The sequence below is a fragment of the Pseudomonas sp. B13(2017) genome (assembly GCF_002113245.1).
In the GTDB taxonomy this organism is placed as follows: domain Bacteria; phylum Pseudomonadota; class Gammaproteobacteria; order Pseudomonadales; family Pseudomonadaceae; genus Aquipseudomonas; species Aquipseudomonas putida_Z.
Map to the genome: position 1 here is coordinate 57,318 of NZ_NEJX01000024.1, position 20,981 is coordinate 78,298.

The following is a 20,981-nucleotide window of genomic DNA, read 5'->3' on the forward strand; positions in this document are numbered from 1 at the left end:
TCCGTAGCGATGAGCGGAGAAAGAAAAGCCGCCCGCGGACGGGGCGGCTGGGCAGGAGAGGATATCAGCGCTGCGTCTGAGCTTGGCCGACTGCTTTGTCAGTGGCTGTTTCCGCCTGCGGATTGGCAGGCCAGGCATTGCGGTCCAGGTCCAGGTCGGTGAACTTGGCCGAGTCGAACACTGGCTGGTCGACGCCCGCCTTGCGCTGGTCGTCATAGTCGCGCATCACCCGCAGGCCGACCTTGAACAGCAGGGCCAGGGCCACCAGGTTGACGAAGGCCAGGCAGGTCATGGTGATGTCGGCGAAGGCGAACACGGTCGACAGGTCCTGCATCGAACCCCATACCACCAGCGCCAGCACCAGACCACGGAACACCATCAGTACCACGCGGTTGCGGCTGAGGAACTGCAGGCTGTTTTCGCCCAGGTAGTAGTTGTAGAGGATGCAGGTGAAGACGAACAGCGACAGCGCCACGCTGACGAACACGCGGCCCCAGTCACCGACCACGGCGGCCAGCGAGTTCTGGGTCAGGACGATGCCGTCACCTTCGAAGCCCGGGGTGTAGAAGCCCGACAACAGGATCAGCAACGCGGTGCAGGTGCAGATCACGAAGGTGTCGAGGAACACGCTGAATGCCTGGACAACGCCCTGCGCACCCGGGTGTTTCACGGCGGCCACGGCGGCGACGTTCGGCGCACTGCCCAGGCCCGCTTCGTTGGCGAACACACCACGCTTCACGCCCATGACGATGGCGCTGCCGAGCAGGCCGCCGAATGCCGGGTCGAGGCCGAAGGCGCTCTTGAAGATGGTTTCCAGCATGGCTGGCACGTGCTCGATCTGGGTACCGATCACGTACAGGGTCACGCCGATGTAGGCCAGGGTCTTGACCGGTACCAGCAGGTCGGACACCGCAGCGATGCGCTTGATGCCGCCAATGAAGGTGATGGCCAGCAGCACGGCGAGGACGATGCCGGTGTGCTTGGGGTCGAAGGCAAAGGCGTTCTGCAGCGAGTGGGTCACGGTGTACGACTGCAGGCCGATGAAGGCGAAGCCGTAGGTGACCAGCAGCAGGATCGAGAACACGATGGCCATGCTTTTCAGCTTGAGACCGTGCTGGATGTAGTAGGCCGGGCCACCACGGTACAGGCCGTCGCCATCGGCGCGCTTGTAGACCTGGGCCAGGGTGCATTCGAAGAAGCTGCTGGACATGCCCACCAGTGCGGTGACCCACATCCAGAACACCGCGCCTGGGCCGCCCAGGGTAACGGCGATACCGACACCGGCGATGTTACCGGCGCCCACGCGGCCGGCCAGGCTCAGCATCAGGGCCTGGAAGGAGCTCAGCTGGCCTGCCTGGCCACGCAGCGATTCTTTGAACACACCGAACATGTGGCCAAAATGGCGGAACTGGACGAACCGGGAACGGATGGTGAAGTAGCTACCCAGCCCTACGATCAGCACAATGAGAAGTTTCCCCGAGAGGAAATCGTTGAGTACTTCGAGCATTGGAAAATGACCTCGATTCTTATTGTTCGTGTGGAAAGATCAGCGGACGGCAGGCGCACCGCTTCGTGGGGCGCATGGTTGGCTATGACAAGAGCGGTTACAATTTCGCGGGTTGCTCTGATTTGGTGCAACTTGATGCTACAATTGCGCCATTCGCGTCACCTGAGTCCCGAGTCATGAGCGATCATTTCGCTACCAACCTCAAACTGGCCTGCAGCCACTACCGCTCTATCTCCGAAGTTTGCCGCCAGCTGTCGATCAACCGCGCGCAGTTCAACAAGTACCTGAGCGGGCAGAGCCGCCCGACGGCCTACAACCTCAAGCGCATCGGCGATTTCTTCGGAGTCGAAGATTACGAATTGCATTTGCCACCCGAGCAGTTCAGCCGCCTGATCGGTGCTCGCGTGTCGACCCCGGCCGAGCAGCCTGGCGACCCGATCAGTGATCTGTTCCGTCCGTTGCACGCCCATGCGGGGAACCTGTCGCGCTATTGCGGTTATTACCTGGAATATTCCAACTGCATGTCGGTTCCGGGCACGGTCCTGGTGTCATTGGTTCACCTGTGGGAGGAGCGCGGGCAGTTCCTTTTCGAACGCCAGGAACGCCAGGAGCGTTCCAGCGCCACCAACCCCCATGCCGAGGTGCGTTGTCGCTATCTGGGAGCGGCGTTCCAGTTGCAGGACCGGATGTTCCTGGTCGATTACGAGTCGCTGACGTTCAACGAGATGAGCCAGACTATCCTCATCCCCAGTTTCAAAAGCCGCATTACCCGCCTTAACGGCCTGAAGGCCGGCGTATCCAGCGGAGACCGGCGCAACCCGGCCTGCACTCGGGTTGTGTGGGACTACCTGGGAGAGGAGATCAATCGCATAAATGTCTACCGGCAGGTAAAACTGTACCAGCCGGATGATCCCCGCATAGATGACGATGTGCGTGAGCGCCTCAGCGTGGGGCCGTTGCGTAACAGCCTGTTCGAAATCGAGTGATGCTTTTTTCAGAGAACAAGTTGATGTAACCACTCGCCAACAGGGTTGCCTGGGTCGAGCAGCAACTTGATTGCCATGATGCAGCAAACACAGACCAGCAATGGCTTGATCAGCCGTGGGCCAAAGTGCACTGCGCAGCGTGCGCCCAATTGAGCCCCCACAAAAGCCGCGAACGCCATTGCCAGCGCCAGTGGCCAGATGATCGCCCCGCTGAGTGAAAAGACTGACAATGCGCCCAGGTTACAGGCTGCGTTCAAAAGCTTGCTGGTGCACACGGCTTGTATCAAGTGCTGGCCCAGGAGGATCACGCAGGCCAGCATGAAGAACGAGCCGACACCAGGGCCGAAGATACCGTCATAAAAGCCAATGATCGGTGCAACCGTCACGCAGAACAGGCTGGTCGATACCTTTGCCTTGCGCGCTTGTTCATTCGGCTTTGGGCTGAAGGCAAAGTAAGCGGCTATCAGAATCAGCAGTGGTGGGACGCACGCCTGCAGAACGCTTTTGGGCACGTAAGTTATCGACAAGGCACCCAACGCCCCTCCTATAAAAGACATGACAGCCATTGGACTGCCTCGTCTCCAGTCGATCATGCCTTTGCGGGCGAAGGCGCATGTAGCCGAAACCGTAGCCGAAGCCGCCTGGAACTTGTTGGTGGCAATTGCCGCCAAGGGTTCGATACCGGCAATGAACAACACCGGGAGCGTGATCAGGCCGCCACCACCGGCGATGGCATCGAAAAAGCCGGCCATCAGTGCCACCAGTGCGAGTGTCAGAACAAGCGTTACGTCGAATTCGATCATTGGGTGTTTTCCTGTGATCAGCCACGCACGAGCAGTGGGTCTTCAGCGAGCACCAACGGTACTGCGAAGGGGGAGTATCCGAATTGACGGATGAGCAGCCGCCGGTTGTCCTGGACCATGTCGCGGCCGTGCAAGGCTCGGCTGTTGTTGATCAACAGTGCGCTGTCAGGCTGCAGGACAAACGCCAGTGGTCGTGCGTTATCCAGTGCTTTCTGAAAGGCGTCGAAAGCGCGCGCCGCTGCGCTGCAGGCGCGTTCATTCAGGCTGAAGCGATAGCTGTTGTAACGAACAGAGAAACCACCGTTGGGCTCGAATTGCAGCATTGAAACTGCTTTGCCTGCATTGCCTTGTCCGTGAGCGAAGCAGTCACTGCGGGTGAAGTCGAAGGACGTTGAAGTCAGCGCAAGTGTGTCCAGGCTACCCAGGCGTTCGATGATTTCCCGGAGCGGGAAGACATTCGTAGGTTCATTGGCGGGGTTCCAGCGCGCAGTCAGAATCAGTGCAGAGGGAGCAGGGGAGTTGGCATTGGTGGAAATTGTCGAGCAGTTGTAGGGCGCTTCAGTGTGCGGCCCCAAGCGCAAGCCCGCATGGGAGCTGGTTTCAACTTCCAGGCAGGGATTTTCGTCGAGCCGCGGGATGCGGCCACCGCCCTTGAAGTTGCCGACCAGGCGAACCTGTTTACCATCGTTGTCTATATCGAAGGCGAAACTGCGGTAGCGCACGAGCTCCAGCAGCAGTTGATTGCGGGAGGCAAGGTATTGGCAGCGAGGGTTTTGCGCCAGGGCGGAAATGTCGGGCAGGTACTCTGGTATTGGCTCGTTGGCACAAGGCATCTGCCTGTACATCAAGGCAGATAGCTGGCCTTCACTGAAGCGTTGTAACAGTGCACGCTGTTCCTCACTCAAGGCTTGCTCGAGTTGATCGGCGAATATACGAGCCTGAAGTGCTACTCCTTTGGTCTCCGGGCCACCCAAGTCAGCAATGGTCTGGCTTGCAAAGGTTATGGCCTTGCTTTGCTCCGGGCTGAAATCCAGGTATGCAACTTCCGAACGAGGCATTGAACGTTCCCTGTACTTGTTTTTGTGAAGCTCCCCGGCTGGCAAGTGGGGGAGTCAACTATTCAATGCGGTTGTGCTGCGGCATGGAAGTCAGCTCGTTCCTGGTATGTCGTAGGAGAATTCTGCCTATGGTGGTATTGAACTGTGGAACTTTGGAATCAATACCGCCTGTGGCATCGAACGGGTCCGGTGTTGGACTTCCCGGGCAGGAAACCGCAAAATGGCCCCTTTCCTTCAATCAACCTCTCCGGATCTGCTGACTCTATGCGTATGCGCCTAATGCTGTTGGGTGGTGGCAATGCCCTCGGGCAAGCGCTGATTCGTCTTGGGGCCGAGGAGGACATCGCATTCCTGGCGCCGCGCCCGCCCGAGAACGGCTGGACGCCGGCCAGCCTCACCCAGCTGCTCGACGATCATCGTCCCGATGCCCTGGTCAACCTGGCCTATTACTTCGACTGGTTCCAGGCCGAGTCGGTCAGTGAACAGCGCCTGGCCCAGCAGGAGCGAGCTGTGGAGCGGTTGGCGGAGCTGTGCCAGCACCACCAGATCACCTTGGTGCAGCCTTCCAGCTACCGCGTGTTCGACGGTTCGCGGGCCACGGCCTACAGCGAAAAGGACGAGCCGGTACCGCTGGGCCTGCGTGGTCAGGCCCTGTGGCGCATCGAGCAGAGCGTGCGCGCGGCTTGCCCGCAGCACGTGCTGTTGCGCTTTGGTTGGCTGCTCGACGAAAGCATCGACGGGGCGCTGGGCCGTTTCCTGACCCGCGCCGAGCAACCACAGGAGCTGCTGCTGGCCGATGACCGGCGTGGCAACCCGACGCCGGTCGACGACGCCGCCCGGGTGATCCTGTCGGTGCTCAAGCAACTCGATTGCAGTGCGCCGCTGTGGGGCACCTACCATTACGCCGGCAACGAGGCGACCACGCCGCTGGCGCTGGGCCAGGCGATCCTTACCGAAGCAGGCCAGTACCGCCAGCTGGCCGTGCAGGCACCGACGCCGCAGGCCCATGCCGCACGGCCGGATGCCAGCGAAGAGCCGCAGCACGCGGTACTGGCCTGCAAGAAAATCCTTCATACCTTCGGCATCAAGCCGCGCGCCTGGCGCGCCGGCCTGCCGCCTCTACTGGACCGGTTCTACCGCCATGGCTGACGCCCCCATCCTGATCACCGGCGGTGCCGGCTTCATTGGCTCCCACCTGTGCGATGCGTTGTTGGACAAAGGCTACGCCGTACGCATTCTCGACGACTTTTCCACTGGCCAACGGGGCAACCTGCAGGTCGGCCACCCACGGCTGGAACTGATTGAAGGCGATGTCGCCGATGCCGGGCTGGTCACGCAGGTTGCGGCTGGCTGCAGTGCCGTGGTGCACCTGGCAGCGGTGGCCTCGGTGCAGGCCTCGGTCGAGGACCCGGTGCGGACCCACCAGAGCAATTTCATCGGCACCCTCAACGTGTGCGAAGCCATGCGCGTGCATGGGCTGCGCCGGGTGCTGTTCGCCTCCAGTGCGGCGGTGTATGGCAACAATGGTGAAGGTGAGTCGATTGCCGAAGACACCCCCAAGGCGCCGCTGACCCCGTATGCCGTGGACAAGCTGGCCAGTGAGCAGTACCTGGACTTCTACCGTCGCCAGCATGGCCTGGAGCCGGTGGTGTTCCGCTTCTTCAATATCTTCGGGCCGCGCCAGGACCCGTCCTCGCCGTATTCCGGGGTGATCAGCATTTTCTCCGAGCGCGCTGTGAAGGGTTTGCCGATTACGGTGTTCGGTGATGGCGAGCAGACCCGGGACTTCCTCTACGTGGGCGACCTGGTGCAGGTGATGGTGCAGGCGCTGGAGCAGCCGCAGGTCGAGGAGGGGGCGGTGAATATCGGCCTCAACCAGGCCACATCGCTCAACCAGTTGCTGGCAGCGCTTGAGAAGGTGGTGGGTAGCTTGCCGGCGGTCAGCTATGTGGCGGCACGTTCGGGTGACATTCGCCATTCGCGGGCGGATAACCAGCGCTTGTTGGCGCGGTTCGAGTTTCCGCAGGCGACGCCGATGGTCGAGGGCTTGTCGCGGCTTCTGGGCAAGGGCTGAAATGCTTGGGGGCGCTTTGCGCCCCTATCGCCGGCAAGCCAGCTCCCACAAGAGCGAGTACGCGGTCCCTGTGGGAGCTGGCTTGCCGGCGATGGGCTGCGCAGCAGCCCCAGAATCACTCATGCCGCACCACTTTTCGCAGGCAATCCCCTGCCGCCAGCACCCGCCCGTCCCGGGCCCGCACCTGCAGCGTTTCCAGCGCCTGCCCCGTATCACCATCCACCAACTCCGAACGCACCTCACTCGCCTCGAACAGAAACCGCTCCCCCCACTGCCTCAAGCCAACCACCACCGGGAACACCGATCGCCCTTTCTCGGTCAGCACATATTCCTTGTAGGCACTGCCATCCGACGCCGGCTGCAGCGTCAGCAGCCCGCTTTCCACCAGCCACTTCAGCCGTGAGGCGAGGATGTTCTTCGCCAGCCCCAGGTTTTTCTGGAATTCACTGAAGCGCCGCAGGCCATCGAAGGCGTCGCGCAGGATCATCAGCGCCCAACGGTCTCCCAGCACCTCCAGGGCCCGGGCGACGGGGCATTGCGCATTGTTTTCATCGAGCATGGACGGGGCCTTTCGTGATCATCTGGTTGCAGATTAAAACCACATTTGCTAAATAGCCAGCATGTGGTTTCAATTCGAAACCAGATTGACGAGGCCAGCCCGATGAACCCTGCACTGACACGCTGGATAACCCTGCTGCTGGCCATCACCAGCGCCATGGCCGTGGCGACTGTGTATTTCGCCCAGCCTTTGCTCGAGTCGATGGCCGCTGACCTGGGCGTGGCGCAGCAGCAGATCGGTTGGGTAGTAGGCGCGACCCAGGCGGGCTATGCCCTGGGGTTGTTGCTGATCGTGCCGCTGGGTGACCTGATCGACCGCAAGCGCCTGTTGCTCGGGCAGTTGCTGTTCTCGGCCCTGGCGCTGGTTGGGGTAGGCATGGCACCCAACTGGGCGCTATTGCTGCTGGCCCTGGCCATCACCGGGCTGATGGCGGTCATGGTGCAGGTGATGGTGGCGCATGCAGCGAGCCTTGCCGCCCCCGGCCGGCAAGGGCAGGCCGTGGGCACCGTCACCAGCGGCGTAGTGCTGGGCATTCTGCTGGCGCGGCTGGTCTCGGGCGGGCTTGCCGACCTGGCTGGCTGGCGCAGCGTGTACCTGATTGCCGCAGGGCTGCTGATGCTGCTGGCCCTGGTGCTGTGGCGCAGCCTGCCCGCGGGGCAACCGGTGTCGCTGCGGTCTGGCTACCGGGCGTTGATCGTTGCCCAGTTCAGGCTGTACCGGCACGACCGGCTGCTGCGTCAGCGCGGGCTGTTCGGCGTGTTGATCTTCGCTGCGTTCAGCGTGCTCTGGAGTGCCATGGTCATGCCCCTGAGTGCCGAGCCACTGGCGCTGAGCCATACCGCGATCGGTCTGTTCGGCCTGGCGGGTGTTGCTGGCACATTGGCGGCAGCGCGCGCCGGTCGCCTGGCCGACCAGGGGCTGGGGGAGCGCACCACCGGAGTAGCGCTGGTTTTGCTGGTGCTGTCATGGCTGCCCACGGCCTTCGTCGGGCATTCACTGATGGCCTTCGGGTTGGGTGTGCTGATGCTGGACTTTGCCGTGCAGGCGGTGCATGTCACCAACCAGAGCCTGCTGCTGGCCGGGCGTGGCGCAATGGCCAGCCGGTTGATCGGCGCCTACATGTGCTGCTATTCGCTTGGCAGTGGAGTGGGGGCAGTGCTGGCGAGCTGGGTGTATGCCCATTGGGGTTGGGCAGCGGTGTGTGGGCTTGGGATGGGCATCAGCGCGGTGGCGCTGGGGTACTGGCTATGGCTGCAACGCGCGAGGGCGGCCGAAGCCGCCCTGCAGTGTTCAGGTCAGAACTTGTAGCCAAGGCCGACCATGTACACCCACGGGTCGACATCGACGTCGACCTTGGTCTTGCTGTAGCCCAGTGCGGACGGGCCATCGACGCTGGCCTTGGTGTCGATGTCGACGTACCAGACCGATGCGTTGACCAGCAAGTTGTCGGTGATCATGTAGTCCATGCCCAGCTGGCCGGCGATGCCGACCGAGTCTTGCAGCTTCAGGTTGCTGAAGCCCTGCTGCTTGCGTGCGCTACTGAGGTCTTCGTCGAAGAACAGGGTGTAGTTGATGCCGACGCCGGCATACGGCTGGAACTTGGAAGTCGGTTCCATCGGGTAGTACTGCAACGACAGGGTCGGTGGCAGCTGCTTGATGTCGGCGAGCTTGCCGTCCAGGCCGCCGCCCAGGCCTTTGACGCCGACGGTGTGCTTGAACGGGGTGGCAGCCAGCAGCTCGAGGCCGATATGGTCGGTGAGCATATAGGCGAAGGTCAGGCCCAGTTGGGTGTCGCTGTCCAGAGTCGCCTTGGTGCCCGAGACTTTGTTGCCGTCGAATTTCAGGTCGCCGCTGCTTTCGTTGGGAGCTGTGGTAATGGCACCTGCGCGGACGATGATATCGCCTGCCTGGTGGGCGTGGGCGACAGGGGCAGCGAGCGCCAGGGCCGCGAGGGCGGCGCTGAGCAAGGACTTGTTCATGGAAGCTCCCAGAGGACGTGAGTAATCGAGTAGTCCAATGGTACGGATGCCGTTAAACAGAAAGTTTGACCCAGCTCAAAGAAGCGTCGTCACGAATTCGAAACAGTTCTCATCTCAGCTCATAAGCGTATATTTTCTCGGCTTCCATCTGGTAGCCGGCATCGGCCAGTTCGCTGCTGGAGGCTCTAACCTGCAGCTTTCCCTCGATCCAGTAGGGCCGGTAGAGGTCTTCTACGCGCACGCCCATTTCGCTGAAGATGTGCACGATCTGGTTCGAGGGTGGTGGTGGCACGTGGATGCACGCGCCGTAATAGGGGACCAGCAGGAATTCGGTGGTGCGGCCTTCTTCGCTCACCTCCAGCGGCACGATGTAGCCGGGCAGTTTGATCTGCTGGCCGTCGAGGCTTTTTACCACCGGGGCGTCGGGTGCCTGCTGGCGCGCCGGTGGGGCGGACTCGGCGGACAGGGCGTTGCTGAGCTGCGACATGTCGTGCAGCGGCGCCAGTTGGGGCGGGATGACCGGGGCGCCTTCGGGGATGAGGGCGGGCCAGTCAAGTTCGCGGGGTTCCGAGGCCCACAGCGGCATCGCTACTGTCAGCAGCAGGATCAGCAGCGTATGCAGTGCTGGCCTCTTCGCGGGCATGCCCGCTCCCACAGGGTTCACCACAGGCTTCGAACCTTGTGAAAGCCCTGTGGGAGCGGGCGCGCCCGCGAAGAAGGCGGTGAGGTTTCCGATCATTACTCGCACTCAGAGGTGAATGGACAAGCCATCGGCCAACGACTGCCGATAGGCCCGCCACGCCGGTACGCTGCCCATCAACAGCGCAGCTCCCAGGATGATAGCCAGCAACGTCCATTCATGAGCGCTCGGCATGGCCAGCGGCAAATACAAACCATAGTTGGCTTGCACATACCCCTGCGCCAGGGCGATTCCCGCATACAGCAAGCCAAGCCCGGCAGCGATCCCGACCGCCGCCAGCGACAGTGCCTCCAGCACCAGAAGCCCTGCGATATGCCACGGCCTGGCGCCAACCGAGCGCAATATCGCCATCTCCCTGCGGCGTTCATTGAGGCTGGTGAGAATCGCCGTAAGCATGCCGATCAGGCCGGTCAGCACCACGAACAGCGACACCACGAACAACGCCTGCTCCGCGGTGCCCATCAGGCTCCACAGCTCCTGCAGGGCTACCCCGGGCAGGATCGCCAGCAACGGCTCGCTGCGGTATTCATTGATCTCCCGCTGCAGGCTGAATGTCGCGATCTTGCTGTTCAGGCCGAGCATGAACGCAGTGATGGCGGCAGGCTGCAGGTCCATGGTCCGTGCCTGCTCGGCGCTGATACGCCCGGCGCCACGGGCCGGTACACCGTTGTGCCAGTCGATGTGGATGGCTTCCATGCCGCCCAGGCTGATATGCAGCGTGCGGTCGACCGGCGTACCGGTGCGCTTGAGCACACCGACCACGGTGAATGGCTTGTCGTCGTGCTTGACCAGGCTGATCGCGGCCACGCCGTGGGCAAGCACCAGCTTGTCGCCCAGTTTGTAGTGCAATGCCTCGGCCACTTCGGCACCCAGCACCACCTCGAACGGATCATCGGCTAACGCGCGGCCCTGGCTCAATTCCAGGTGCTGGCGGCGGCCGTACTGGTAATGGCTGAAGTAGTCGCCGGTAGTGCCCATCACTCGATAACCACGGTGCGAGTCGCCCAGCGAGATGGGGATGGCCCATTTCACCCGCGGGTCCTTGGCGTAGTGCTCATAGCTGTCCCAACGGATGTTGTTGGTGGCGTTGCCGATGCGGAACACCGAGTACAGCAGCAGGTTCACCGAGCCGGAGCGGGCGCCGACGATCAGGTCGGTACCGCTGATGGTGCTGGCGAAACTGGCCCGGGCTTCGGTACGGACCCGTTCAACGGCCAGCAGCAGGCACACCGACAGGGCGATGGCGAAGGCGGTGAGGAATGCGGTGAAGCGGCGGTTGGCCAGGCTGGCCAGGGCAAGGCGGAGCAGGTACATCAGGCCTCCCGGGGCTTGGCGGCACGGTTGAGTTCGGCCAGCGACAGGTGGCGGTCGAACAGCGGCGCCAGGCTCTGGTCGTGGCTGACGAACAGCAGGCTGGCACCGGCGGCGCGGCATTCATCGAACAGCAGGCGGATGAACGCTTCACGGGTGTCGGCATCCAGCGCCGAGGTCGGTTCGTCGGCGATCACCAGTTCGGGTTGGCCGATCAGTGCGCGGGCGGCAGCGACCCGTTGCTGCTGGCCGATCGACAGGCTGTCGGCGCGGCGGGCGAGCAGGGCGGGGTCGTCCAGGCCCAGGTGGGCCAGCAGCGTGCTGGCTGCCTGGTCGACACTGCCATGGCGTTGCTCGGCGCGGGCCTTGCGGTTGCGCGAGAAGCGGCAGGGCAGCTCGACGTTTTCGCGTACCGAGAGGAACGGCAGCAGGTTGAACTGCTGGAAGATATAACCGGTGTGGTCGACCCGGAAGCGGTCACGGGCGCCTTGGCCCAGGCGGCCGAGGTCCTGGCCGAGCAACTGGATGCGGCCCTGGCCCGGTACGTTCACCCCGCCCAGCAGGCCCAGCAATGTGGTCTTGCCACTGCCGCTGGGGCCCTTGAGAAACAGGGCTTCGCCAGCCTCCAGGCGGAATGCCGGAATATCCAGCAGCGCTGGCTGGCCGGGCCAGGCGAACACCAAGTCATGCAGTTCGATCAACGGCTGGCGCATTCAGAACGCGACCGCGGCCTTGGCCGGTGTGGTTTCCACGCCTTTCTGGCCATTGGGGCCGATCAGTTGAACGTTGATCTTCTGGGTGGCCGGGAAGGCCTTGAACAGCGGAGCGAGGTCCACCTGCATCAGTTTGTCGGGGTTGGCGCAGGTCAGTTGGTAATGGGCGCCGATGTCGCTGTGCTGGTGGTCGTGCTCGTCCCCATCGTCGTCTGCTTTCGGGGCATCACCGAACAGCGGGCTTTCGAGTTCCTGCTGGTCTTCCTTGCAGCCTGCGGCAGCGGGCAGGCCGAACAGCTTCAGTGGCTGCTCCAGCTGCTGGCGCACCGCCGCGACCTTGGCCTTGTCGGCGTCGCTGTTGGCGGCGTGTTCGAAGCCGACCAGGTTCATTGCCGGGCTGTCCAGCTCCAGCTCCAGGGTGTTGCCATCGAGCACGGCGTTGAGCTTGGCCACGCCATGCTCGTGGGCGCCGAGGGTGCCGTGGGCGTGGTCGTGATCATGGTCATCATCGTGGGCATGGGCCACGGCCAGGGGCAGCAGGGCGAAGGGCAGGGCGAGCAACAGGCGACGCATGGACGACTCCGGAGCGGGCGGGAAGATTGGGTTATGTTATAACAACTTTTCGGCGTGCTGCCAGCCTGCGTGGCGCAGGTTTCATGTTGGGGTAGGATGGTGGCATTGACTTGGGTTCAGGGAATGCAGCATGAGAATTCGTGGACAGATTGGTGACTGGCCTGTGGATCTGACCATCGAGCTGGCGCCTGAAGAGTGGGCGCAACTGGGGCGGCAGATCGAATTGCCCGCGGTGGCACAGACCGCAACAACGGAAACCGTGGCGACAACTCGTCAGGACGACGGGCAATGGACTGCGGCACGTGAGGTGTTGCGCTTGGCGGGGCAGATGAGCGGGCCGGAATTGCTGGATCGGCTGGAAGGGCTGGCCGGGAGTACGGCGGCGGGTAAACGGCTGCTGGTGCGCTTGCGGCATAGCAGTGAAGTTAAGGTGGAAAGTGGCGTGGACGCGCCGGTGTATCACTGGGTGGGATAAATCTGTATTGCCTGTGCTGGCCTCGTTCGCGGGCTTGCCCGCTCCCACAGGTATACCACCGGTATTGAATTCAGTGCGTACCCTGTGGGAGCGGGCGTGCCCGCGAACGAGGGCAAAGCCCTCGCAATAGGCCTCAGGTCAGAACATCGCCGCCGACAACTTGCGACGATACACGCCGACCAGCGGGTGATCACCGCCCAGCAGCTCGAACACCTGCAGCAACGCTTTCTGCGGCAGCCCGTTCTCATAACCACGGTTACGCTGGAACAGCTTCAGCAATCCTTCCAGCGCCGCTTCATACTGCTGGCGCGCCAGCTGCTGGATGCTTAGCTGATAGGCCGCCTCGTCATCCTGAGGGTTCTGTGCCAGGCGGCTTTTCAGGTCGGCCACTTCCGGCAGGCTGGCAGCCTGGCGCAGGAAGGTCAGCTGGGCCTTGGCGCCGGCCAGCGCGGCCTTGTGCTCGTCGGTCTTGACCGCATCCAGCACCACCTGGGCTTCACCCAGTTCCCCGCGCTCGGCCAGGCAACGGGCATACAGGATCAGCGCCTCGGCATTGCTGTTGTCCTCACCCAGCAGTGCCTGCAACAGTGCTTCGGCCTCGGCAAAACGGCTTTCGGCAAACAGCCCCTTGGCCTGCTCCAGCGGCGATGCGCTGGGTGCGGCGGGCAGTTGCACGTGTGGCTCGAGCATGGCGCGGATCGCCGATTCCGGCTGCGCACCGGCAAAGCCGTCCACCGGCTGGCCGTCCTTGAACAGCACCACGGTCGGCAGGCTGCGGATGCCGAACTGGGCAACCACCTGTTGCTCCACGTCACAGTTGATCTTGGCCAGCAGCAGCTCGCCCTGGTAACCCTCGGCGATCTTCGCCAGCAGTGGCATCAGTGCCTTGCACGGCGCGCACCACTCGGCCCAGAAGTCCACCAGCACCGGTTTGTGGAAGGAGTTCTCGATAACCAGTTGCTGGAAGGTGGCATCGGTAGCGTCGAAAATGTAAGGCGTGTCTTGGGTCATCGCGACTCTCGCAAACTCGTGGATAACACCACTATAAGGTGTCGCGGCTGGCGTGGTACAGGCTGACCCGGCGGAATTCGTGCGGCTCGGCCAGGTCCGGCAGGGTCAGCGCTTCCAGCACGCCCAGTTGCTGGTACAGCGGGTGGCTGAAGTCGCGTACCCGCGAGTCGGCCACCAGCGCCTGGCGGCCGCGGCCGAGGAAGGCATCCAGCAGCGGCAGGTTGGCGCGGTCGTAAAGTACGTCGGCAACCAGGATCAGATCGAAGCGATCGTCTTCGGCGAAGAAATCGCTGCTGTAACCCAGTTCCACCCCGTTCAGCGCGGCATTCGCGCGGCAGGCATCGAGTGCCAGCGGGTCGAGGTCGCAGGCCACCACTTCCAGCGCACCGGCGCGGGCGGCGGCAATACCGGCGATACCGGAGCCGGCGCCAAAGTCCAGCACGCGCTTGCCGGCTACCCATTCCGGGTGCTCGGCCAGGTAACGGGCCATGGCCAGGCCGCTGGCCCAGCAGAAGCTCCAGTAGGGCGGTTCTTCAAGAATGCGCCGGGTCTCTTCGCTGCTGAAGGCGCGGTCCATGTTCTGGTCGTCGATCAGCCACAGCTTGAGGTCGCAGCCGGGCAGCGCGCTGACCACAAGACGCGCTTCGCCGATCAGGCCGCTGAGGGCCTGTTGCAGGGGCTGTTGTAGGGAGACTGGCGCCACTTACGGCGCCTTCTCGAAACGCAGCGGGCCGATGGCCTGGGTCTGGGCCTGGGTAATGCGCACCGGCGGCAGGTGCATGATCAGCTGGCCAGAGCTGCTGGCGCGGCCGCGCAGCTCGACCCGGGCACCGGCGGGGAAGGCCTCGGGGTTGAAGCGCAGCTGGTAAGGCAGGGCCTGGCCGGTGCCGGTCAGGTTGCTGCTGGCCAGCAGGCGTTGTGGGCGGTCGCGTTCGTCGATGACCAGCAAGGCCAGCTCAACGTCGGCACCGGCGGGGATTTCCAGCAAGGTGCCGCTCAGCTCGCGCTGGTAGGCCGGCAGCGGGCCCAGCACTGCGGCCGGCTTGGCCGTGCGGGCTGGCGTGGGTGCCGGAGGGGTGTCGGGCTTCGGCCTGTCGCTGCCGCAGGCGGCGAGCAGGGCGGCGCAGCACAGCACGACGAGCGCTCGGTAGTGCATGGGGTAGTCCTTCACGGGCAGATTTCCCATGGATGTTAACCCCTTTGGCTTGTCTTGCCAGTGGGATGCGCTACCATGGCCCTCCCTTTTTTTGTTGCCTGCCACCATGCACTGTCCCTTTTGCGGTGCCAACGACACCAAGGTCATCGACTCTCGCCTCGTTGCCGAGGGCGAGCAGGTGCGCCGCCGCCGCGAATGCGTCGCCTGCGGCGAGCGCTTCACCACCTTCGAAACCGCCGAGCTGGTGCTGCCCCGGCTGATCAAGCAGGACGGCACGCGCCAACCCTTCGACGAAGAAAAACTGCGCGCCGGCATGCAGCGGGCTCTGGAAAAGCGCCCGGTCAGCGTCGAGCGCCTGGAAGCTGCGCTGGCGCATATCAAGAGCCGCCTGCGTGCTACCGGCGAGCGTGAAGTCAAATCGCTGGTGGTGGGTGAGATGGTCATGGCCGAGCTGCGCAAGCTCGACGAAGTGGCCTATATCCGTTTTGCCTCGGTTTACCGCCGCTTCCAGGACCTCGACGAGTTCCGCGAAGAAATCGACCGCCTGGCTCGCGAGCCGGCTAAAGAGTGACCATGCCCAGCCAAGCTGCCATCCTCGACGCCCACTACATGGCCCGCGCGCTGGAGCTGGCGCGCAAGGGCCTGTACACCACTCACCCGAACCCGCGCGTAGGCTGCGTGATCGTGCGCGATGGCGAGGTGGTCGGCGAAGGCTGGCATGTGCGCGCCGGTGAGCCTCATGCCGAAGTGCATGCCCTGCGACAGGCCGGTGAGCGAGCCCGTGGCGCCTGTGCCTATGTCACCCTCGAGCCGTGCAGCCACCATGGCCGCACACCGCCGTGCGCCGAAGCGCTGGTCAAGGCCGGCGTGGCACGGGTGGTAGCCGCCATGCAGGACCCCAACCCGCAAGTGGCGGGGCAGGGCCTGCGGCGCCTGGCCGAGGCCGGTATCGAAGTGGCCAGCGGCGTGCTCGAGGCCGAGGCCCGCGCACTCAACCCCGGTTTCCTCAAACGCATGGAGCACGGCCTGCCGTTCGTTCGCGCCAAGCTGGCCATGAGCCTGGATGGCCGCACCGCCATGGCCAGTGGCGAAAGCCAGTGGATCACCGGCCCGGCCGCCCGCTCGGCGGTGCAGCGCCTGCGCGCCCGCTCCAGCGTGGTACTGACCAGCGCCGCCAGCGTGTTGGCCGATAACGCGCGGATGACCGTGCGCGGCGCCGAGCTGGGCCTGGATGCCGAAACCACTGCCCAGGCACTCAGCCGCACACCGTTGCGCGTGCTGGTCGATGGCCGCCTGCGCCTGCCGCTGGATGCACCGTTCTTCCAGGCTGGCCCGGTGCTGGTGGTGAGCGCTGTCGCAGATGACCCTCGCTATGCCGCTGCCGGCCACGAACTGCTCAGCCTGCCGGGTGACAATGGCCAGGTAGACCTGCCGGCGCTGCTGCAGGCCCTGGCAACCCGTGGCGTCAACGAAATCCTGCTGGAAGCCGGTGCCGGCCTGGTCGGCGCCTTCGCCCGGCAAGGCCTGATCGACGAGTATCAGTTGTTCGTCGCCGGCACTTTCCTCGGTTCCCAGGCCCGCCCGCTGCTGGACTGGCCACTGGACAAGATGAGCGAAGCGCCGCGGCTGAAAATTACCGAAATGCGCGCAGTGGGCGATGACTGGCGGGTCACGGCCATCCCCCTGCCGGCGCCCGGCGTATAATGCCAGGCTTGCCCTGCGCAAACCGTTTTTGAGGAAGACCCCATGTTCACCGGCATCATCGAATCCATCGGCACCATCCGCAGCCTGACCCCCAAGGGTGGCGACGTGCGCGTCTACGTCGAAACCGGCAAGCTCGACCTGGGTGACGTCAAGCTCGGCGACAGCATCGCCGTCAACGGCGTGTGCCTGACCGCCGTCGAACTGCCGGGCGACGGCTTCTGGGCCGACGTCAGCGTCGAAACCCTCAAGCGCACCGCCTTCATCGACCTCAAGAGCGGCAGCAAGGTCAACCTTGAAAAAGCCCTGACCCCCACCACCCGGCTGGGCGGGCACCTGGTCAGCGGCCACGTCGACGGGGTCGGCGAAATCATCTCGCGCAGCGATAACGCCCGCGCCATCCAGTTCCGCGTGCGTGCACCGAAGGAACTGGCCAAGTACATCGCCCACAAGGGTTCGATCACCGTCGACGGCACCAGCCTGACGGTCAACGAGGTCAATGGCGCCGAGTTCGAGCTGACCATTGTCCCGCACACCCTGTCCGAAACCATCATGGCCGACTACCGTGCAGGGCGTCGGGTAAACCTTGAGGTCGACCTGCTGGCCCGTTACCTGGAGCGTCTGCTGCTGGGTGACAAGGCCGCCGAACCGAGCAAGGGCAGTGGCATTACCGAAAGCTTCCTGGCCGCCAACGGCTTCTTGAAATCCTGATTGAGAAGGGGGTGCCGCGTGGCGCTCAACAGCATCGAAGAACTGGTCGAAGACATCCGCCAGGGCAAAATGGTCATCCTCATGGATGACGAAGACCGCGAAAACGAGGGCGACATCATCATGGCAGCCGAGTGCTGCCTGCCCGAGCACATCAACTTCATGGCCAAGCACGCCCGTGGCCTGATCTGCATGCCGATGACCCGCGAGCGTTGCGAAACGCTGAAGCTGCCGCTGATGGCACCGCGCAACGGCTCGGGCTTCGGCACCAAGTTCACCGTGTCGATCGAAGCCGCCGAAGGTGTCACCACCGGCATCTCCGCCGCTGACCGCGCACGCACCGTGCAGGCAGCCGCTGCCAAGGACGCCAAGGCCGAAGACATCGTCAGCCCAGGCCACATCTTCCCGCTGATGGCCCAGCCTGGCGGTACCCTGGCCCGTGCCGGCCACACCGAGGCCGCGTGCGACCTGGCGCGCATGGCCGGTTTCGAGCCGAGCGGCGTGATCTGCGAAGTGATGAACGACGACGGCACCATGTCGCGCCGCGCCGAGCTGGAAGTGTTCGCCGCCGAGCACGGCCTGAAGATCGGCACCATCGCCGACCTGATCCACTACCGCATGATCCACGAGCGCACCGTGCAGCGCGTCTCCGAGCAACCGGTGGAGAGCGAGCTGGGCGAGTTCAACCTGGTCACCTACCGCGACGCAGTGGAAGGCGATGTGCACATGGCCCTTACCTTGGGCAAGATCTGCGCCGAAGAGCCGACCCTGGTGCGCGTGCACAACATGGACCCGCTGCGCGACCTGCTGCTGGTCAAGCAACCGGGCCGCTGGAGCCTGCGCGCCGCCATGGCCGCCGTGGCCGAGGCCGGCAGCGGCGTGGTATTGCTGCTGGGCCACCCGCTGGACGGCGACGTACTGCTGGCGCACATCCGCGAAAGCGCGGGCGATGCACCCGCCAAGGCACCGACCACCTACAGCACCGTGGGTGCCGGTTCGCAGATCCTGCGTGACCTTGGTGTGCGCAAGATGCGCCTGATGAGTTCGCCGATGAAGTTCAACGCGATATCCGGATTCGATCTGGAAGTTGTAGAATACGTGCCCTCCGAGTGACTTGAGGCGGCAGTGACGCCCTCCAGCTCGAGTCCATACCCCTGTCGAGGCCGCCAGCATGCGGCCTCGCTCTTGAAGATGAGAATATCGGAATGACCCTGAAGACCATCGAAGGTACCTTCATCGCCCCCAAAGGTCGCTATGCTTTGGTGGTTGGCCGCTTCAACAGCTTCGTTGTCGAAAGCCTGGTAAGCGGTGCCGTTGACGCCCTGGTACGCCACGGTGTCAGCGAAAGCGACATCACCATCATCCGTGCCCCGGGTGCATTCGAAATCCCGCTGGTGGCACAGAAGGTCGCCCAGCAAGGCGCCTACGACGCGATCATCGCCCTGGGCGCCGTGATCCGTGGTGGTACCCCGCACTTCGAATACGTGGCGGGCGAATGCACCAAGGGCCTGGCCCAGGTGTCCATGGAGTTCGGTGTTCCGGTGGCCTTCGGCGTACTGACCGTCGACTCCATCGAACAGGCCATCGAGCGTTCCGGCACCAAGGCCGGCAACAAAGGTGCTGAAGCTGCCCTGTCCGCTCTGGAAATGGTCAGCCTGCTGGCGCAGTTGGAGGCCAAGTGATTAGCGACGAAAGCGATCGTTTCAACCCGCGCGATCCAAAACCTGCGGATGCCGGCAAGCCATCGAAGAGCGCCAAGCGCCGCGAAGCCCGCAAGCTCGCGACCCAGGCACTGTACCAGTGGCACATGGCGCAGCATTCGCTGAACGAGATCGAAGCGCAGTTCCGGGTCGATAACGATTTCACCGATGTCGACGGTGCCTATTTCCGCGAGATCCTGCATGGGGTCCCGGCAATCAAGGGCGAAATCGACAAAGCGTTGGTGCCGTGCATGACCATCGCACTGGAAGAGCTCGACCCGGTCGAGCTGGCCGTGCTGCGTCTGTCCACCTGGGAACTGATCAAGCGCGTTGATGTACCGTACCGCGTAGTGATCAACGAAGGCGTGGAACTGGCCAAGGTCTTCGGCGCCACCGACGGCCACAAGTTCGTCAACGGCGTGCTGGACAAGCTCGCCCCGGCCCTGCGCGAAGCAGAAGTCAAGGCGAACAAGCGCTGATCCTGGCGCTTGCGGACCATGGGTGAGTTCGAGCTGATCAGCCATTACTTTGCCGCCGCGCCCTGTGCGCAAGGTGGTGAAGGCGTGGCCCTGGGCATCGGTGACGACTGCGCCCTGCTGAGCCTTCCCGCCGGCGAGCAACTGGCGGTGTCTACCGACACCCTGGTTGCCGGGGTGCATTTTCCGGCTGTGTGCGACCCCTGGTTGCTCGGCCAGCGCTCGCTGGCCGTGGCGGCCAGCGACCTGGCTGCCATGGGCGCCACCCCCATCGGTTTCACCCTTGCCCTGACCTTGCCCGAGGTCAGCGCCGACTGGCTGCAAGCCTATGCCAGCGGCCTCAATCGCATGGCCGGCCACTGCCAGCTGAGCCTGATCGGTGGCGATACCACCCGTGGCCCGCTGAGTATCACCATGACCGTGTTCGGCCGGGTTCCGGCGGGGCAGGCGTTGCGCCGTGACGGCGCTCGCCCGGGCGACCTGCTGTGCGTTGGTGGCGAGTTGGGCAACGCGGCAGGGGCCTTGCCGCTGGTACTGGGCCAGCGCCAGGCCGATGCCGCGCTGGCGCAACCGTTGCTCGACCATTACTGGTCGCCATCGCCACAGTTCGCCCTGGGCCGACTGCTGCGCGGGCGTGCCACCTCGGCGCTGGATATTTCCGACGGCTTGCTAGCCGACTGCGGGCATATCGCCAAGGCCTCCCGTGTGGTGCTCGAGGTGAACCTGGAGCAGGTACCGGTGTCAGCCGCTTTGCAGGGGTTCCTCGGTGCCGAGGCGGCCGTGCAGGCGGCGCTGACCGGTGGCGACGACTATGTGCTGGCGTTCACCTTGCCGCCAGCCGAGCTTTCATCCCTGCGGGCACAAGGCCTGGCGGCGTTCCATGTCATCGGGCGGGTGCTCGAAGGGCAGGGTGTCAGCCTGCGCGATCAGCAGGGCCAGGACATCACCCCGCGGCAACGCGGCTATCAACATTTTAGGGAGACACCGTGACCGATCACCCCAACCAGGTGCCTGCGGAGTTCGTTCCGCCTTCGGTCTGGCGCAACCCGTGGCACTTCATCGCCTTCGGTTTCGGTTCCGGCACCTTGCCCAAGGCGCCGGGCACCTGGGGCTCGCTGGTGGCCATACCGTTCATCCCGCTGTGGCAGATGCTGCCCGACTGGGGCTACTGGCTGTTGCTGGGCGTGAGCATGCTGTTCGGCTTCTGGCTCTGCGGCAAGGTCGCCAATGACCTGCGCGTGCACGACCATGAAGGCATTGTCTGGGACGAGATCGTCGGCATGTGGATAACCCTCTGGCTGGTGCCGGAAGGCTGGCAGTGGCTGCTGGCGGGGTTCCTGATGTTCCGCTTTTTCGACATCCTCAAGCCGTGGCCGATCCGCTGGGTCGACCGCCATGTGCATGGGGGCGTCGGGATCATGCTCGACGATATCCTGGCCGGCGTGTTTGCCTGGCTGGGGATGCAGGTTCTGGTGTGGGCGGTTGCCTGAT

Annotated in this window: 25 protein-coding genes; 13 read left to right on the plus strand and 12 right to left on the minus strand. The window is 63.9% G+C overall.

All coding sequences use genetic code 11. From position 1 onward, the window contains the following. Window positions 1-64: 64 nt before the first annotated feature. Window positions 65-1,507, minus strand: a complete 1,443-nt coding sequence (locus tag CAG44_RS24525) for a sodium:alanine symporter family protein (protein ID WP_025337506.1) — start codon at window positions 1,505-1,507, stop codon at window positions 65-67. Between the two features lie 176 nt (window positions 1,508-1,683). Here CAG44_RS24525 and CAG44_RS24530 point away from each other — a divergent pair, with 176 nt between their 5' ends. Beyond that, window positions 1,684-2,493 carry a helix-turn-helix transcriptional regulator gene (locus tag CAG44_RS24530; protein WP_025337507.1) on the plus strand — a complete coding sequence of 270 codons (810 nt, stop codon included), beginning with the start codon at window positions 1,684-1,686 and terminating at the stop codon, window positions 2,491-2,493. Between the two features lie 8 nt (window positions 2,494-2,501). Here the strand turns inward: CAG44_RS24530 and CAG44_RS24535 are convergent, their stop codons facing one another. Continuing rightward, window positions 2,502-3,296 (minus strand): TSUP family transporter, encoded by a 795-nt coding sequence (locus CAG44_RS24535; protein ID WP_085693143.1) that lies wholly within the window; start codon window positions 3,294-3,296, stop codon window positions 2,502-2,504. Window positions 3,297-3,313: 17 nt separating this feature from the next. Further along, entirely contained in the window at window positions 3,314-4,354 is a 1,041-nt protein-coding gene (locus CAG44_RS24540) for a TauD/TfdA family dioxygenase (protein WP_085592022.1), read from the minus strand. Window positions 4,355-4,618: 264 nt separating this feature from the next. Here CAG44_RS24540 and CAG44_RS24545 point away from each other — a divergent pair, with 264 nt between their 5' ends. Next, window positions 4,619-5,503: a sugar nucleotide-binding protein gene (locus CAG44_RS24545; protein WP_038407862.1), complete on the plus strand. Its 885-nt coding sequence runs from the start codon at window positions 4,619-4,621 to the stop codon at window positions 5,501-5,503. Then, the gene (locus CAG44_RS24550) at window positions 5,496-6,428 is read left to right on the plus strand and encodes an NAD-dependent epimerase/dehydratase family protein (protein WP_085693144.1); all 933 of its coding nucleotides are present in this window, start codon (window positions 5,496-5,498) and stop codon (window positions 6,426-6,428) included. The genes CAG44_RS24545 and CAG44_RS24550 overlap by 8 nt, the downstream gene beginning before the upstream one ends. Window positions 6,429-6,543: 115 nt before the next feature. Here CAG44_RS24550 and CAG44_RS24555 read toward each other — a convergent pair whose 3' ends face one another. Next, entirely contained in the window at window positions 6,544-6,987 is a 444-nt protein-coding gene (locus tag CAG44_RS24555; RefSeq protein ID WP_085693145.1) for a helix-turn-helix domain-containing protein, read from the minus strand. Between the two features lie 102 nt (window positions 6,988-7,089). On the opposite strand from CAG44_RS24555, the gene CAG44_RS24560 reads away from it, so the two are divergent. Next, window positions 7,090-8,295 carry an MFS transporter gene (locus CAG44_RS24560; protein ID WP_085693146.1) on the plus strand — a complete coding sequence of 402 codons (1,206 nt, stop codon included), beginning with the start codon at window positions 7,090-7,092 and terminating at the stop codon, window positions 8,293-8,295. Here CAG44_RS24560 and CAG44_RS24565 read toward each other — a convergent pair. The 5 genes from CAG44_RS24565 to CAG44_RS24585 all read right to left on the minus strand — a co-directional run bounded on the left by CAG44_RS24565 (window position 8,283) and on the right by CAG44_RS24585 (window position 12,263). Next, complete coding sequence (locus CAG44_RS24565; RefSeq protein WP_085592011.1) at window positions 8,283-8,966, minus strand: OmpW family protein; 684 nt, start codon at window positions 8,964-8,966, stop codon at window positions 8,283-8,285. The genes CAG44_RS24560 and CAG44_RS24565 overlap by 13 nt on opposite strands. 109 nt (window positions 8,967-9,075) lie before the next feature. Beyond that, on the minus strand, window positions 9,076-9,588 hold the full coding sequence (locus CAG44_RS24570) for a DUF3299 domain-containing protein (RefSeq protein ID WP_085693156.1): 513 nt from the start codon (window positions 9,586-9,588) through the stop codon (window positions 9,076-9,078). Window positions 9,589-9,714: 126 nt separating this feature from the next. Continuing rightward, window positions 9,715-10,980, minus strand: a complete 1,266-nt coding sequence (locus tag CAG44_RS24575; RefSeq protein WP_085693147.1) for an ABC transporter permease — start codon at window positions 10,978-10,980, stop codon at window positions 9,715-9,717. Continuing rightward, window positions 10,980-11,690 carry an ABC transporter ATP-binding protein gene (locus tag CAG44_RS24580; protein WP_085693148.1) on the minus strand — a complete coding sequence of 237 codons (711 nt, stop codon included), beginning with the start codon at window positions 11,688-11,690 and terminating at the stop codon, window positions 10,980-10,982. The genes CAG44_RS24575 and CAG44_RS24580 overlap by 1 nt, the downstream gene beginning before the upstream one ends. Next, entirely contained in the window at window positions 11,691-12,263 is a 573-nt protein-coding gene (locus CAG44_RS24585) for a DUF2796 domain-containing protein (protein WP_085693149.1), read from the minus strand. A gap of 130 nt (window positions 12,264-12,393) precedes the next feature. On the opposite strand from CAG44_RS24585, the gene CAG44_RS24590 reads away from it, so the two are divergent. Further along, window positions 12,394-12,738: a hypothetical protein gene (locus CAG44_RS24590; protein ID WP_075044453.1), complete on the plus strand. Its 345-nt coding sequence runs from the start codon at window positions 12,394-12,396 to the stop codon at window positions 12,736-12,738. 138 nt (window positions 12,739-12,876) lie between these two features. Here the strand turns inward: CAG44_RS24590 and trxA are convergent, their stop codons facing one another. From trxA to CAG44_RS24605, 3 genes are read right to left on the minus strand one after another with little or no spacing between them, the layout of a single operon-like run. Next, window positions 12,877-13,749 (minus strand): thioredoxin, encoded by an 873-nt coding sequence (gene trxA / locus CAG44_RS24595; protein WP_025337519.1) that lies wholly within the window; start codon window positions 13,747-13,749, stop codon window positions 12,877-12,879. A gap of 31 nt (window positions 13,750-13,780) precedes the next feature. Beyond that, window positions 13,781-14,452, minus strand: a complete 672-nt coding sequence (locus CAG44_RS24600) for a methyltransferase (protein ID WP_085693150.1) — start codon at window positions 14,450-14,452, stop codon at window positions 13,781-13,783. After that, window positions 14,453-14,905 carry a YbaY family lipoprotein gene (locus tag CAG44_RS24605; protein ID WP_024086181.1) on the minus strand — a complete coding sequence of 151 codons (453 nt, stop codon included), beginning with the start codon at window positions 14,903-14,905 and terminating at the stop codon, window positions 14,453-14,455. Between the two features lie 106 nt (window positions 14,906-15,011). Between CAG44_RS24605 and nrdR the strand changes: the two genes are divergently transcribed. From nrdR to CAG44_RS24645, 8 genes are all read left to right on the plus strand, one after another. Further along, window positions 15,012-15,476 carry a transcriptional regulator NrdR gene (nrdR, locus tag CAG44_RS24610; protein WP_003255402.1) on the plus strand — a complete coding sequence of 155 codons (465 nt, stop codon included), beginning with the start codon at window positions 15,012-15,014 and terminating at the stop codon, window positions 15,474-15,476. A 2-nt stretch (window positions 15,477-15,478) separates the two neighbouring features. Beyond that, window positions 15,479-16,609, plus strand: coding sequence for a bifunctional diaminohydroxyphosphoribosylaminopyrimidine deaminase/5-amino-6-(5-phosphoribosylamino)uracil reductase RibD (gene ribD, locus CAG44_RS24615; protein WP_085693151.1), 1,131 nt, complete (start codon window positions 15,479-15,481; stop codon window positions 16,607-16,609). 42 nt (window positions 16,610-16,651) lie between these two features. Continuing rightward, window positions 16,652-17,317: a riboflavin synthase gene (locus tag CAG44_RS24620; RefSeq protein WP_003255399.1), complete on the plus strand. Its 666-nt coding sequence runs from the start codon at window positions 16,652-16,654 to the stop codon at window positions 17,315-17,317. An 18-nt stretch (window positions 17,318-17,335) separates the two neighbouring features. Further along, window positions 17,336-18,427: a bifunctional 3,4-dihydroxy-2-butanone-4-phosphate synthase/GTP cyclohydrolase II gene (gene ribBA, locus CAG44_RS24625; protein WP_016484697.1), complete on the plus strand. Its 1,092-nt coding sequence runs from the start codon at window positions 17,336-17,338 to the stop codon at window positions 18,425-18,427. Window positions 18,428-18,519: 92 nt separating this feature from the next. Next, window positions 18,520-18,996 (plus strand): 6,7-dimethyl-8-ribityllumazine synthase, encoded by a 477-nt coding sequence (gene ribE, locus CAG44_RS24630; RefSeq protein WP_003255395.1) that lies wholly within the window; start codon window positions 18,520-18,522, stop codon window positions 18,994-18,996. Further along, the gene (gene nusB, locus CAG44_RS24635) at window positions 18,993-19,493 is read left to right on the plus strand and encodes a transcription antitermination factor NusB (protein ID WP_003255393.1); all 501 of its coding nucleotides are present in this window, start codon (window positions 18,993-18,995) and stop codon (window positions 19,491-19,493) included. The genes ribE and nusB overlap by 4 nt, the downstream gene beginning before the upstream one ends. A gap of 18 nt (window positions 19,494-19,511) precedes the next feature. Next, window positions 19,512-20,480 (plus strand): thiamine-phosphate kinase, encoded by a 969-nt coding sequence (thiL, locus tag CAG44_RS24640; protein WP_085693152.1) that lies wholly within the window; start codon window positions 19,512-19,514, stop codon window positions 20,478-20,480. Continuing rightward, window positions 20,477-20,980, plus strand: coding sequence for a phosphatidylglycerophosphatase A (locus CAG44_RS24645; RefSeq protein WP_004376077.1), 504 nt, complete (start codon window positions 20,477-20,479; stop codon window positions 20,978-20,980). The genes thiL and CAG44_RS24645 overlap by 4 nt, the downstream gene beginning before the upstream one ends. Window position 20,981: the final 1 nt, after the last annotated feature.